General features: G+C 66.2%; 13 protein-coding genes. 10 read left to right on the top strand and 3 right to left on the bottom strand.

The annotated features are described in order from the left end of the window. The first annotated feature begins 13 nt into the window (after positions 1-13). The 4 genes from argH (at position 14) to Q8S60_RS08625 (ending at position 5,524) form a co-directional block, all read left to right on the top strand. Positions 14-1,396 carry an argininosuccinate lyase gene (gene argH / locus Q8S60_RS08640; RefSeq protein ID WP_305274961.1) on the top strand — a complete coding sequence of 461 codons (1,383 nt, stop codon included), beginning with the start codon at positions 14-16 and terminating at the stop codon, positions 1,394-1,396. 14 nt (positions 1,397-1,410) lie between these two features. Beyond that, entirely contained in the window at positions 1,411-1,644 is a 234-nt protein-coding gene (locus Q8S60_RS08635; protein ID WP_305274962.1) for a lipoprotein, read from the top strand. 55 nt (positions 1,645-1,699) lie between these two features. Beyond that, complete coding sequence (lysA, locus tag Q8S60_RS08630; protein ID WP_305274963.1) at positions 1,700-2,968, top strand: diaminopimelate decarboxylase; 1,269 nt, start codon at positions 1,700-1,702, stop codon at positions 2,966-2,968. A gap of 111 nt (positions 2,969-3,079) precedes the next feature. After that, complete coding sequence (locus Q8S60_RS08625; RefSeq protein WP_305274964.1) at positions 3,080-5,524, top strand: TIGR02302 family protein; 2,445 nt, start codon at positions 3,080-3,082, stop codon at positions 5,522-5,524. Here Q8S60_RS08625 and Q8S60_RS08620 read toward each other — a convergent pair. Genes Q8S60_RS08620 through Q8S60_RS08610 form a run of 3 tightly spaced genes read right to left on the bottom strand, consistent with a single transcriptional unit; the run spans position 5,521 to position 7,413 of the window. After that, complete coding sequence (locus Q8S60_RS08620; protein ID WP_305274965.1) at positions 5,521-5,904, bottom strand: response regulator; 384 nt, start codon at positions 5,902-5,904, stop codon at positions 5,521-5,523. The two genes, Q8S60_RS08625 and Q8S60_RS08620, sit on opposite strands and share 4 nt — an antisense overlap. A 5-nt stretch (positions 5,905-5,909) precedes the next feature. Next, positions 5,910-6,455 carry a hypoxanthine phosphoribosyltransferase gene (gene hpt / locus Q8S60_RS08615; RefSeq protein ID WP_305274967.1) on the bottom strand — a complete coding sequence of 182 codons (546 nt, stop codon included), beginning with the start codon at positions 6,453-6,455 and terminating at the stop codon, positions 5,910-5,912. 1 nt (position 6,456) lies between these two features. Then, positions 6,457-7,413, bottom strand: a complete 957-nt coding sequence (locus Q8S60_RS08610; protein WP_305274969.1) for a DUF3426 domain-containing protein — start codon at positions 7,411-7,413, stop codon at positions 6,457-6,459. A 221-nt stretch (positions 7,414-7,634) separates the two neighbouring features. Here Q8S60_RS08610 and ftsE point away from each other — a divergent pair, with 221 nt between their 5' ends. The 6 genes from ftsE to Q8S60_RS08580 form a co-directional block, all read left to right on the top strand. Next, on the top strand, positions 7,635-8,294 hold the full coding sequence (ftsE, locus tag Q8S60_RS08605) for a cell division ATP-binding protein FtsE (RefSeq protein ID WP_305274970.1): 660 nt from the start codon (positions 7,635-7,637) through the stop codon (positions 8,292-8,294). Further along, a complete protein-coding gene (locus Q8S60_RS08600; protein ID WP_305274971.1) occupies positions 8,287-9,273 on the top strand; it encodes an ABC transporter permease in 987 nt (328 codons plus the stop codon). The genes ftsE and Q8S60_RS08600 overlap by 8 nt, the downstream gene beginning before the upstream one ends. A 109-nt stretch (positions 9,274-9,382) precedes the next feature. Next, entirely contained in the window at positions 9,383-10,009 is a 627-nt protein-coding gene (locus Q8S60_RS08595; protein WP_305274972.1) for a YdcF family protein, read from the top strand. A 19-nt stretch (positions 10,010-10,028) separates the two neighbouring features. Further along, complete coding sequence (locus Q8S60_RS08590) at positions 10,029-10,784, top strand: 1-acyl-sn-glycerol-3-phosphate acyltransferase (protein WP_305274974.1); 756 nt, start codon at positions 10,029-10,031, stop codon at positions 10,782-10,784. A gap of 120 nt (positions 10,785-10,904) precedes the next feature. Further along, entirely contained in the window at positions 10,905-13,220 is a 2,316-nt protein-coding gene (locus tag Q8S60_RS08585) for an adenosylcobalamin-dependent ribonucleoside-diphosphate reductase (RefSeq protein ID WP_305274976.1), read from the top strand. Positions 13,221-13,296: 76 nt separating this feature from the next. Next, the coding region (locus Q8S60_RS08580; protein ID WP_305668482.1) for a diacylglycerol kinase family protein at positions 13,297-13,763 on the top strand (467 nt) is incomplete at its 3' end.

Here is a 13,763-nt window from a genome sequence, read left to right as displayed (position 1 = left end):
CCCGGAGAACGACATGAGCAACAAGATGTGGGGCGGCCGCTTCGGCGAGGGCCCCGACCGGATCATGGAGGAAATCAACGCCTCCATCGGCTTCGATCAGCGCTTCTTCGCCCAGGACATAAGGGGCTCGAAGGCGCATTGCCGCATGTTGGCCGAAACGGGAATTATCTCAAGGGAAGATGCCGATCAAATCGTCGCGGGCCTCGACGCGGTGCTCGCCGAGATCGAAGGCGGCGCGTTCGAATTCAGGCGCGAGCTCGAAGATATCCACATGAACGTGGAGGCGCGGCTTGCCGAGCTGATCGGCGCGGCGGCGGGCAGGCTCCATACCGCCCGCTCGCGCAACGACCAGGTGGCGACCGATTTCAAGCTCTATGTCCGCGACACCATCGACCATCTGGACGGGCAGCTTGCCGATTTCCAGCGCGCGCTGCTCGACAGGGCGGAAGAGCACGCCGACACCATCATGCCGGGCTTCACGCATCTGCAGACCGCGCAGCCGGTGACCTTCGGCCATCACTGCATGGCCTATGTGGAAATGGCGGGACGCGACCGGGGACGGTTTGCGGATGCAAGGCGGCGGCTCAACGAATGCCCGCTCGGCGCCGCCGCGCTGGCCGGCACTTCGTTCCCCATCGACCGCCACAGGACGGCGGCCGAACTCGGTTTCGACGGCCCGACGCGGAACTCGCTCGACAGCGTGTCCGACCGCGACTTCGTGCTCGAAACGCTTTCAGCGGCGGCAATCTGCGCGACGCATCTCTCCCGGCTCGCGGAGGAAATCGTCATCTGGTCGACGCCGGGCTTCGACTTCGTGCGCCTGACCGACGGCTTCACCACCGGCTCGTCGATCATGCCGCAGAAGCGCAACCCCGACGCGGCGGAACTCGTGCGCGCGAAATCGGGCCGCGTGATCGGCGACCTGACTTCGCTCCTCATCGTGATGAAGGGCCTGCCGCTCGCCTATTCCAAGGACATGCAGGAAGACAAGGAAGCCGCCTTCGACGCGCTCGACGCGCTGTCGCTGTCGCTTGCGGCCATGACCGGCATGGTGACGACACTGACGGTGAACGAGAAATCGATGAGGGCCGCCGCCTCGCGCGGCTTCTCGACGGCGACGGACCTTGCCGACTGGCTGGTGCGGGCGCTCGGCCTGCCCTTCCGTCAGGCGCATCACGTCACCGGCGCGCTGGTGGCGAAGGCGGAGAAGAGGGGCGTCGACCTCGACGGGCTGACGCTCGCCGAGATGCAGGAAGTGGAGCCCGGCATTACCGATGAGGTATACTCCGTGCTCGGCGTCGACAATTCGGTCGCGAGCCGGACGAGCTTCGGCGGCACGGCGCCCGGCAATGTGCGGGCCGCGGTCCGCCGGTGGCGGGACGAACTCGGCTCATAGAACGGGGATTTGGGATGACCACGCGACACCTGACGGCGGCCCTGCTCGGCCTCGCTCTCCTGACGGCGCTTTCCGCCTGCGGAAAAAAGGGTCCGCTCGAACTGCCGCCGAATGCCGACACGGCGAAGGCGGAGCCCGCCAAGGTGGAATCCGTGACCGACATTCCCGGCGAGACCGAACCTATCGACCAGCGGCCGCTCGAAGATCAAATGCAGGATATCTCGCCCCGCAATCTGCCCAACTATTGACCGCTCAGCCGGCCCGACCGCGGGGCCCGAGGCGAGCCGGAAGCCGAGCCGACCGATGCATCATTTCGAGTACCGCAATGGCGTTCTCCATGCCGAGGATGTCGCCATTCCCGACATAGCGGCCGCCATCGGCACGCCCTTCTACTGCTATTCGAGCGCGACGCTCGAACGGCATTACGAGGTTTTCGCGGGCGCCTTCAAGGGCCAGCCCGCGCGCGTCTGCTATTCGGTGAAGGCGAATTCGAACCTCGCCGTGGTGGCGACGCTGGCGCGGCTCGGCGCGGGGGCGGACGTGGTGTCGGAAGGCGAACTCCGCCGCGCGCTCGCGGCCGGCATTCCGGCGGAGAAGATCGTCTTCTCGGGCGTCGGCAAGACCGAAGCCGAAATGGCCTTCGCGCTCGAGACCGGTATCGATCAGTTCAACGTGGAATCGGAACCGGAACTCGAACTGCTGGCCGAACTCGCCGCCGCGCGCGGCCTGACGGCGCGTGTCGCCATTCGCGTGAACCCCGACGTCGACGCGAAAACGCATGAGAAGATCGCGACCGGCAAGGCGGAGAACAAGTTCGGCATTTCATGGAAGCGCGCGCCCGCCGTCTATGCCCGCGCACGCGAGCTGAAGGGCGTGAAGGCGAGCGGCATCGACGTCCATATCGGCAGCCAGTTGACGGCGCTCGAACCCTTCGCCGCCGCCTTCGAGCGTGTGGCCGGCATGGTGGAAGCGCTGCGCGCGGAAGGCCACGAGATCACCCATATCGACCTCGGCGGCGGCCTCGGCATTCCCTATCGCGGCGACAATGACGTGCCGCCCCATCCGGACGAATATGCCGCCATGGTGAAGCGCACCATCGGATATCTCGGCTGCGAACTGACCTTCGAGCCCGGACGCCTGATCGCGGGCAATGCGGGCATTCTCGTCAGCCGCGTGATCTACGAAAAGCAGGGCGACGACCGCGCCTTCCTGATCGTCGACGCCGCGATGAACGACCTGATCCGCCCGACGCTTTACGACGCCTTCCACGAAATCCGCGCTGTCGCGGAACCGGCGGAGAGCGGCGAGCGCGCCGCCTACGACGTGGTGGGCCCGGTATGCGAAACCGGCGACTTTTTCGCCAAGGCGCGCGACCTGCCGCGCCTGAAGAGCGGCGACCTCGTGGCCATCATGTCGGCGGGCGCCTATGGCGCGGTGCAGGCATCGACCTACAACACAAGGCCGCTCGTGCCCGAGGTGATGGTGAAGGGCGGCACTTTCCAGGAAGTGCGGGCGCGCCCCAGTTATGACGCAATGCTGAAACAGGATATTATTCCCTCTTGGCTCGAATAGGCCGCGTGCCCGCGCGCCATGCGGGCCGCAACGACAGGTTGAGGGTTTCAGGCGTTGTTCGGCCGAAAAGGCGATAATCAGGAACGGAAGCGAAAACCGGCGGAGGGAACCATGCTTCCCCGCCGGGTGGAACGGCGTGTGCGCATCTCGCGAGCGCTGCTCGTTCTGGAAGCGCTGCTGCCCGCGCTGTGGCCGGCGGCGGGGCTCGCCGGATTTTTCATCGCGCTCGCCCTTTTCGGTCTCTTCGCCGACCTGCCGCCGCTGCCGCACTGGCTGCTGCTCGCCTGTTTCGGCGGGACGACGGTCTGGCTGCTGTGGCGCGGCTTCCGCGGTTTCGGCTGGCCAAGCCGCGACGACGCGCTGCGCCATCTCGAAAAATCCTCAGGCCTGCCGCATGCGCCGCTTTCGGCCTATGAGGACGTGGCGGCGGAAAATACCGGCGATCCGGCGCTCTGGGCCGCCCATCGCCGCTGGATCGGCGAGCGGCTGAAGCGGCTCCGCATCGGCTTTCCGGCATCGCTGCTGGCCGCGCGCGACCCCTTCGGCCTTCGCGCCATCGTGCTGCTGCTGCTCGTCGTGGGCGTCGCGGGAACGGGACCCGGCCATTTCAATCGCATCGCGGATGCGCTGCTGCCGGGCGCGAGCGGTGCGCGCGCCGCGAGCATCGAAGCCTGGATCACGCCGCCCGGCTATACGGGCAAGCCGCCCGTCTATCTCGAACGCCGCGCGGGAAGCGAGGCGATGGCGGCCCTCACCGTGCCGGAAGGATCGAAGCTTTCGCTCCGCGTCCACGGACTGAAGAATGCGCCGCTGCTCGAAAGCCACGGCGACGAGCGCGGCAAGCCTGAACCGCTGAACACGGTGAGCGAGGGCAATTATTCCATCGACGCGACGCTGACGAAAACGAGCGACGTGGCGCTGACGGAAGGCGGCCGCATGATCCGCGCCTGGCATGTCGAGGTGACGCCGGACGCAGTGCCGTCGATCGAGTTCAACGGGCCGGTCGAACGCTCGGCATCGAACGCGCTGCGCCTCCCCTACAAGGTGGCGGACGATTACGGCGTCGTGTCGGCGGAAGCGCGCATCGCGCTCGACGGGGACGAAGCCGCCGGCGCGGAGAAGGCCGACGTGCCGCAGCCGCGCGTGACAGCGCCGGACGTGCCCCTGACGCTGCCCTCCGCCCGCCCGCGCGAGGCCGAGAGCGCGACCTATGCAGAACTGAGCGCGCATCCCTGGGCAGGACTTCCCGTCACCATCACGCTCGCCGCGACCGACGACAAGGAACAGGTGGGACTGTCCGAGCCGCTGCATATTGTCCTGCCTGCGCGCGAGTTCACCGATCCGCTGGCGCGCGCCATCGTGGAACAGCGCCGCCGCCTCGCGCTCGATCCGCGCTCCGGTACGAGCGTTGCCCGCTACATCGACAATTTCACGCAGGACGCGGACCGCTACATCGACGACAAGTCGGTCTACCTGTCGCTGCGCGCCGCCTATTGGCGGCTGACGGAGGCGAAGCGCGACACCGATCTCACCGGCATCTACGACCTTCTCTGGTCGATTGCGCTGAGGATCGAGGACGGCGACCTGTCGCTGGCGGAACGCGACCTGCGCGATGCGCGCAAGGCGCTGGCCGACGCGCTGGCGCAGGGCGCCGGCAACGACGAAATCGCGAAGCTGATGGACGCACTCAAATCGGCCTTCAATCGCTACATGGAAGCGCTGGCGGCGCAGCAGCCCGGCGACATGCCGATGACGAGCCAGTTTCCCGACGGCGACGTGCAGACGATAAACCAGTCGCAACTCGAAGACATGATGAACGCCATCGGCGAACTGGCAAAGAGCGGCGCACATGAGCAGGCGAGCGCCATGCTGCAGCAGCTTCAAAACATTCTCGAAAATCTTCAGGTTCCCAAAAGCAACGCGCAGATGAGTCCCGGCGACAAGGCAATGAGCCAGGCGATCGACAAGATGGGAGACCTGATCGGCAAGCAGCGCGACCTGATGGACCGCACCTTCCGCGAAATGGAGAAGCAGCATGCCGACGGCGAACAGGGGATGCCTTCCGGCATGCCCGGCGGCGAGCGGGCGCCTGCGCTCGACGGGCTCGGCGCGGAGCAGCAGGCGCTGCGCGAGGAGCTGAACAAGATACTGGGGGCGCTGCGCGAAGCGGAGACCGAAACGCCCGACGCCCTGATGGAAGCGGACGGCGCGATGAAAAGCGCGGAGGACCGGCTCGGCATGGGCCGCGCCGACCGTGCCGCCGGTTCGCAGGGACAGGCGATCGAACGGATGCAGGCGGGCGCACAGGCGCTGGCCGACAAGCTGATGGAAGGCAAGGGCGGTCAGGGACGCGGCCAGGGCCAGGCGGGCACGGACCCCTTCGGACGGCCAAGGGCGCAATCGGGCACCGATTACGGCAACGACGTCTCCGTGCCGGACAAGATCGACATGCAGCGCGCGCGGCAGATTCTCGAGGAGCTGCGCAAACGCGCCGCCGACCTCGGACGGCCACAGATCGAACTCGATTATCTCGACCGGTTGCTGAGGCGGTTCTAGGCGGTCTTGTCCTCAAGCACCGCCGCCACGCGCGTCACCAGTTCGTCGAGCGTGAAGGGTTTCAGCAGAATGTCCTGAATGATGGCGTCGAGGCCGTGCGCGCGTTCGCGCTGGCCGGAATAGCCCGTCATCAGCATGATGCGGAGCGAGGGAGCATCCCGCGCCGCAAGCAGGGCGAGAGAGACGCCGTCCATCACCGGCATCAGAATATCCGTCAGCAGAAGATCGTGAGGCCTGTTCGCGGTGCGCGCCCGTGCAAGCGCCTCCAGCGCGTCGCTGCCGTCGGCGACCGCGTCGACATCGTGACCGGCACCGCCAAGCGCCCGCATGACGAAGGTCCTGACATCCGGCTCATCTTCCGCAACGAGAATGCGCGCCATGCACATCAACGCTCCACATAGCCGACAAACGGCAACTGCCGGTAGGCATGAGCCACGTCCATACCGTAGCCGAGGACGAACCGGTCCGGACAGTCAAAACCGACAAAATCCGCTTCCAGTTCTACTGCCAGCTTGCCGGGCTTGCGGAGCAGGACGCAGGTCCGGACACTGCGCGCACCGCGCGCGGCCATCAGATCCTTGGCGAAGGCGAGCGTGCGGCCGGATTCGAGAATGTCGTCGACGAGAATGACGTCGCGGCCCGAGACGACCGTTTCAGTGTCGCGGACGATACGGACTTCGCCGAGCGAATGCGTGCCGGCGCCATAGCTCGACAGGCTGATGAAATCCATGTCGGGTTCCACGCCCGCTTCATGCAACGCGCGCAAGAGGTCGGCGGCAAAAATGAAACTTCCCTTGAGGACCGGAATGACGAGCGGATTGCGCCCGGCCGTGCCGGCGATCTCTCCGGCAAGCGCCCTCACGCGCGCGGCGATTTCCTCAGCCGGGTAGAGAACGGCGATGCGGACATCCTTGGCGGTAGGGGCGCTCATCCTATTCTTCCGCCGCCGCCGGGTCGGCGGGCGCTTCGGCCGGTGCATCTTCGGCCGGCAGATCGGCGGACGGGACTTCCTCGCTCGCGGGCGCGGCTTTGTCCGTCTCCGCAGGATCGGTCTTCGGCATGAAGCGCACTTCGATGTCGCGCGCCTCGGGCGGCGGGCTCGACAGACGCGTGATGAAAGATGCCGCTTCGTTCGGCGGCAGCTGCGTTTCCTGGAGGGCGAAGGTCCAGTGATAAAGTTCCTTCTGCGTGCCGTCGAGAAGCCCGACGCGCAGGCGCGGCAGCGTGACACGTTCGCCGCTCACATTGACGACCTCGCCGCTGACCGCAAGCACCGGCAGGCCTTCCTCGGTCTGGCGCTCGTAGGAGACGTTGCGGAATTCGAGACCGCGCAGGTTGATCGGCTCGCCGAGCGCGGCATAGACCTTTGTCGTCGCGGGCCAGAGCGCCGCGATATCTATGCGATAAAAATAACCCGTGCCGAGCGTCGCGGCGACGAAGAGGATCAGCACCACCCAGCCAGCGGCTGTGAGCGTCTTGCCCCGGCGGAGCGTTGCGGCGCGGCGGATTTCGGCGCGAAACCTGTTGCCGATATCGGCGGCCATGCCGGTGGCTGCCGCATCGGGCTCGCCGGCATCGGCCTTGTCGCTGAAGACGACGTCGTCCTCTTCAACCGCCTTCGCGGTCCGGGCCGGAGCGGCAGGCGCTCCGGCGGCGGCTTTCTCTCCGAAAACCTTCTTGCGGACGGGTTGCGACGGCAGGACGGGCGCGGGCGCCTCGGCGACACCTTCCTGATCGACCGGCTGCGCCGCGGCGATATCGAGATCGGCGGGCGGCGACTGGTGCCAGCTATGGCCGCATTTCGCGCAGCGCACCTTGCGGCCCGACGGCGCGAACGAAGCCGCGTCCACCGGGTAGCGCGACGAGCAGGATGGGCAGGTGATGATCATCCGGGGCAATCGATCTTGTATCGTGGACGGTGAACGGCGGACCCGACGCCGACCTGAAAGGAGGCGCGGAACCGGGCTCCGGTACGAGCCTATTGAAAGATCGCGCATGGTTAAAGGCGCGTTAAAAACAGTGCCGCGAGAGCCGTTATTTCGCGGAAATGTGCGGCTTCCCCGCCTCCCGGCCTCCATAGCACGGCTGGTTCCATGTTACCGTCGCAGCCATGATTCGCTTCGAGAATGTGGGCCTGCGTTACGGCATGGGGCCGGAAGTGCTGCGCGACGTGAATTTTCACCTCGCGCCGGCCTCCTTTCATTTTCTGACCGGTCCGTCCGGCGCGGGCAAGACCTCGCTGCTGAAACTGATGTTTCTCGCGAACCGCCCTTCGCGCGGGCTCATTACCATGTTCGGGCAGGACATCGCGACGCTGCCGCGCGCGGAACTGCCGCCGCTCCGCCGGCGCATCGGCGTGGTCTTCCAGGAATTCCGGCTGCTCGATCATCTGACGACCTACGAGAACATCGCCCTGCCGCTGAAAATCCAGGGCCGGAAGGAAGAGAGCTACCGCGCCGACGTGGAGGAGCTGCTCGCCTGGGTCGGGCTCGGCGACCGCATGAACGCGAAACCGCCGACGCTTTCCGGCGGCGAGAAGCAGCGCGCCGCCATCGCGCGCGCCGTCGTCGCGCAGCCCGACGTCCTGCTTGCCGACGAACCGACCGGCAACGTCGATCCGGAAATGGGCCAGCGCCTGCTCCGGCTTTTCGTCGAACTGAACCGGCTCGGCACCTGCGTCCTCATCGCGACGCATGACCGCGCGCTGGTCGAGGCGGCAGGCGCACCGGAACTCGTACTGCGCAACGGAGGGCTGACGGTCCGTGGCTGATCCGCTTCGCCATAAGGGCCCCTCGGGCCGGAACCGCCGCGCCGATCCGGCGCCGACGTTTCACGACGAGGAACGCGGCCTGGGCGGCGCCCTCTCGGCGCTGCTGGTGGAAACACGGAGCGTGATGCCGGCGGCGGGCGCAACCGGCGCATCGCTGATGCTGGTCGTGGCGGCGATGTGCTTCCTCGCCAGCCTCGCGCTCGGCGCCGCGATGTCTGTGGGGGCGAAGACGAACGAATGGTCGAGCGACCTGTCGGGCGCGCTCACCATCGAAATCCGCCCGTCGCGCGACATGGCCCCCGACGAGCAGATCGACGCCGTGATGACGGTGCTGTCGAGAACGCCGGGCGTCATTTCAGCCTCGCCGCTGCCGCTCGACGACACGAAGGCCCTGCTCGAACCATGGCTTGGCCGGGGCATGGTGACGGAAGACCTGCCGCTGCCTCGCCTGATCGACATCCGGATCGACGCGGCCACTCCCCCCGACCTTTCGGCGCTCGCCATCGACGCGGCCGCCGCCGCGCCCGGCGCTTCGCTCGACACGCACAGACAATGGCGCGCCGAACTGATGAGCGCCGCGCGCTCCGCCGAATGGCTCGCCTATGGCATTCTCGCAGTGGTGGCGGGCACGACCATCGCCATCGTCGTCTTCGCCACCCGCGCCGGACTTTCCGCCAACCGCGAAGTCGTGGAAGTGCTGCATCTCATCGGCGCCCGCGACGGCTTCATCGCGGCGGAGGTGCAGCGTCATTTTCTTCATCTCGGTTTTCGCGGCGGATCGATCGGCACGGCGCTCGGCGCGGCCACCTTCTTCGCGCTCGGCCTCGCAGGCGGCGCGGGCGACATGTTCCTGATCGCCGCCTCGGGCCTCGCGCCGGAGCACTTCCCGGTTCTCCTCGCGATCCCCTTCGCCGCCGCACTCGTGACCCTGGTCACGGCCCGGTTAACCGTCTTCAGCACGCTGGAGCGCATGCTTTAGCCAGGTCAGGCCGCGCTTTACATGGGCCCGCCGGGTCATATCATGTGCGCCAACTTGGCTGTGATAGGGTAAAACCGGGCAAACGATCCCGGCAACAGGGCGGACCGACATGGCGGCCAGCGAAACGCTGCGGCAACGGACAGGGCAGCGCAGTCTTCGTATCGTCGTGGGCTTCGCGGCGCTGCTGGCGGCTGCCTATGTCGGCGGCTTCTTCCTGTTCACCGCAGAACTCGAACGCACGCCGCCTGCCCGCGTGCCCGTGGCCGACGGCATCGTGGCGCTGACGGGCGGGCCCGACCGCATCACCGCGGCCTACAAGCTGCTGCAGGACGGCAAGGGCAGCAGGCTGCTGATTACCGGCGTGCATCCGGATGTGAGCGTCGCCTCGCTGAAGGAGATCGTGCCCGGCGGCTCGGCCAAATTCGATTGCTGCGTCGATGTCGGCCACATGGCGGAGGACACCATTGGCAATGCCGCCGAGACGGCCGAGTGGGTGCGCGAGAAAAATTATCGCTCGATCATCCTGGTGACGAGCACCTATCACCTGCCGCGCGCGCGGCTTGAACTTGCCCGCGCCATGCCCGATGTCGAAATCAGTCCCTTTCCCGTCTTCCAGGATACGCTTCACCTCGACGGCTGGTGGGCTTATCCCGGCACCACGCGGCTGCTGATCTCCGAGTATACGAAATACCTGCTGGCGCTGACCTATGGCCGTCAGTCGTCGATGCAGTCGTGAACGGGAAGGACCGCTCCCCTTGCTCTGGCTCCGCTCCGCCGCCTTCAACCTGACCTTCTACGCGGCATCGGTCGTGATCGTGATCGCGGCGACGCCCTGCTTCGTGCTGCCGCGAAGCTGCACCGTCCGCTCAATGGCCGCATGGTCGCATATGACGCTGTGGCTGCTGCGCGTGCTGGCCGGCACACGCTACGAGGTGCGCGGCACGCTGCCCGAAGGCGGCGTTCTTCTCGCCTCCAAGCACCAGTCGATGTGGGACACGATCGTGATGACCGCGATCCTGAACAACCCCGCCATGGTGCTGAAGCGCGAATTGCTGTGGATTCCCTTCTATGGCTGGTACGCGCAGAAATCGCGCATGATCGCCATCGACCGGGGCGCCGGCTCCAACGCCATCCGCCGCCTCGTCGCGCAGGGCAAGGCCGCCATCGCCGAAGGCCGCCCCATCGTGATCTTTCCGGAAGGAACCCGCGCTGCACCGGGCAGCAAGCTCGACTACAAGCCGGGCGTGGCCGCGCTCTACCGCCAGCTCGGCGTATCCTGCGTGCCCGCCGCGGTGAATTCCGGCCTGTTCTGGGGACGGCGCGGCTTCGCCCGCAGGCCCGGCACCATCGTCCTCGAATTCCTCGAGCCGATCCCGCCCGGCCTCGACCGCAGGAGCTTCATGGAAACGCTCGAAACGCGCATCGAGACGGCAACCGCCCGGCTGCTCGCCGAGGCAGGCGCGAAGGGCGCCGGGGCCCCTGTGGAAAACCGGACCGCGACCTCTCTGTGAAATCCGGGGATATCTGGAATTCCTTAAGCATTATAACCATTTAATAGAGCTCGCATTGTGACGAAATGCGGACAAAACCGGAACATTGATTTGCGCCCGGTGCGCGCCTAGGCTGCCCCCATGAAAGCAATCGCCGAACAGATCTGGGACATGAAATACCGCCTGCACGGGCAGGACGGGACCCCTGTCGACATGACCGTGGACGACAGTTGGCGGCGCGTGGCGAAGGCGCTGGCGGAAGCCGAGGCGCCGGAGGTCCGGGACCGCTGGGCGGCGCGCTTCCACGAGGCGATGGCGGGCTACCGCTTCCTTCCCGCGGGACGCATCCTCGCAGGCGCCGGAACGGGCCGCGACGTGACGCTCTTCAACTGCTTCGTGATGGGCGAAATCCCCGACACGATGGAAGGCATTTTCGAGCAGTTGAAGGAAGCCGCGCTGACCATGCAGCAGGGTGGCGGCATCGGTTACGACTTCTCGACGCTGCGCCCGAAAGGCGCGCCGGTGATGGGCGTCGGCGCGGATGCGTCCGGTCCCCTCTCCTTCATGGATGTGTGGGACGCGATGTGCCGCACCATCATGTCGGCAGGATCGCGCCGGGGCGCCATGATGGCGACGATGCGCTGCGACCACCCGGACATCGAAGCCTTCATCGAGGCAAAGCAGGAGCCCGGACGGCTCACCATGTTCAACCTCTCGGTGCTTGCGACCGATCCTTTCATGGACGCGGTGAAGGCGGATGCCGACTGGGAACTCACCTTCGGCGGCACGGTCTACAAGGTGCTGAAGGCGCGCGCGCTCTGGGACCGCATCATCGCCGCGACCTACGCCTATGCCGAACCCGGCGTCATCTTCATCGACCGCATCAATGCCCGGAACAATCTCTATTACGCAGAGACGATCCACGCGACGAACCCCTGTGGCGAACAACCGCTGCCGCCTTACGGCGCCTGCCTTCTCGGCTCGATCAATCTCGCGGCGCTGGTGAAGGAGCCCTTCACGGAGAATGCGCATATCGACGGGAGCGAATTGTCGGAGCTCGTGCACGTTGCCGTGCGCGCGATGGACAACACGATCGACGTGTCGCGCTTTCCGCTGCCCGAGCAGCGCCATGAGGCGACGGCGAAGCGCCGCATCGGGCTCGGCGTCACCGGCCTCGCGGACGCACTCATCATGTGCCGCACGCGCTACGGCTCGGACGCATCGTTGAAGCTGATCCGCACATGGATGAAGACCCTGTCGCGCGAGGCCTATCTCGCTTCCGTGGAAATCGCGAAGGAGAAAGGGCCCTTCCCGCTTTTCGTCGCCGATGCCTATCTCGCGGGCGAAACCGTGTCCGCGCTCGACAAGGACATTCGCGACGCCATCGCCGAACACGGCATCCGCAACGCGCTCGTGACCTCCATCGCGCCGACCGGCACGATCTCGCTCTTTGCCGGCAATGTCTCCTCCGGCATCGAACCCGTCTTCGCCTATGGCTACAGGCGCAAGGTGCTGCTGCCGGACGGTACGAGGCGCGAGGAGCATGTGCGCGATCATGCGGTGGAAAAATTTCACGAGATGTTCGGCGCGGAAGCCGCGCTGCCGGATTATTTCGTCAACGCGCAGGAACTGTCGCCCGCCGATCACATCGCGGTGCAGGCTGCCGTGCAGGACTATATCGACAGCTCGATCTCTAAGACGATCAACGTGCCGGCCGATATTACCTTCGACGATTTCAAGAGCGTCTACATGGACGCCTACGAAAAGGGCCTGAAGGGCTGCACGACCTACCGGCCGAGCGATGTGCGCGGCTCGGTGCTGTCGCTGGACGAAGCCCCCGCGGAAGCGCCGCAGACGGCCCTGCCGCTCGATGCGCCCGCGCAGACCGGGCGCTATGAGAAGGACGGCGTCGTCTATATGTCGAAGCCGCTCGAACGCGAAACGGTGCTGCCCGGCTTCACCTACAAGCTGCAATGGCCGGAAAGCGACCACGCGATCTACATCACCATCAACGACATAATGCAGGACGGCAGGCGGCGCCCCTTCGAGATTTTCATCAACTCGAAGAACATGGAGCACTACGCCTGGACGGTGGCGCTGACGCGGATGATCTCGGCGGTCTTCCGGCGCGGCGGCGACGTGACCTTCGTGGTCGAGGAATTGAAGGCCGTGTTCGATCCGCGCGGCGGCACCTGGATGAAGGGCCGCTATGTACCGAGCCTCCTCGCCGCCATCGGCGGAGTGATCGAGCAGCACATGATCGACACGGGCTTCATCGCGGCGACGGACGGCCAACCGGTGACGGAAGCCTTGCGCGCGGTTGCAGGCGACCCGCCGCCGCTTCAGAACCCCGCCATGACCGCCCTCAAAAGCTGCCCCCGCTGCGGCGAGCGCGGCATGGTGCGCCAGGAAGGCTGCGAAACCTGCACCTCCTGCGGCTACTCCAAGTGCAGTTGACGCCACCCGCGCCCTTTTCCTGACTTAATGCCCTTCTAGAGAATTCCTTGTCCTGGAATTTACGGGAAGGAACCGCATGCCGATGCCCGCGCAATTCGCAGTGCGCAAACTCCTGCTGCTGGAGAACCCGCATAGCGGCGGCGGCAGCGGCTGGGACAGCGAGGCGTTTTCGACGGCGGTGCGCGACCTGGGTATCGGGATCAGACACGAAAAGCCCGGCAGCCCCGAACTCTGTACCCGCCTTCTGCAGACCGCAGACGATGTGGATGCGGTTGCCGTGGCCGGTGGCGACGGCACATTGAGCCCGCTGATCGAGTGCCTTGTCGCGCGCAAACTGCCGCTTCTCGTGCTGCCCGCTGGAACCGCAAACGATTTCGCCCGTTCACTCGGTATGCCGGAAAAGGTTTTCGAACTGGCGTCGTTGTTGCGCGAGGGACAGGTGGCCGAAGTCGATGTCGGCTATGCCAACGACCGGCCTTTCCTGAACGCCGCGAGCATCGGCATGACAAACACGATCAGCCGGCTGCAGAGCAAGGAACGCAA

It is taken from the genome of Parvibaculum sp. (assembly GCF_030694575.1).
Taxonomy (GTDB): Bacteria; Pseudomonadota; Alphaproteobacteria; order Parvibaculales; family Parvibaculaceae; genus Parvibaculum.
This window is presented reverse-complemented; position numbering and strand designations above follow the sequence as displayed.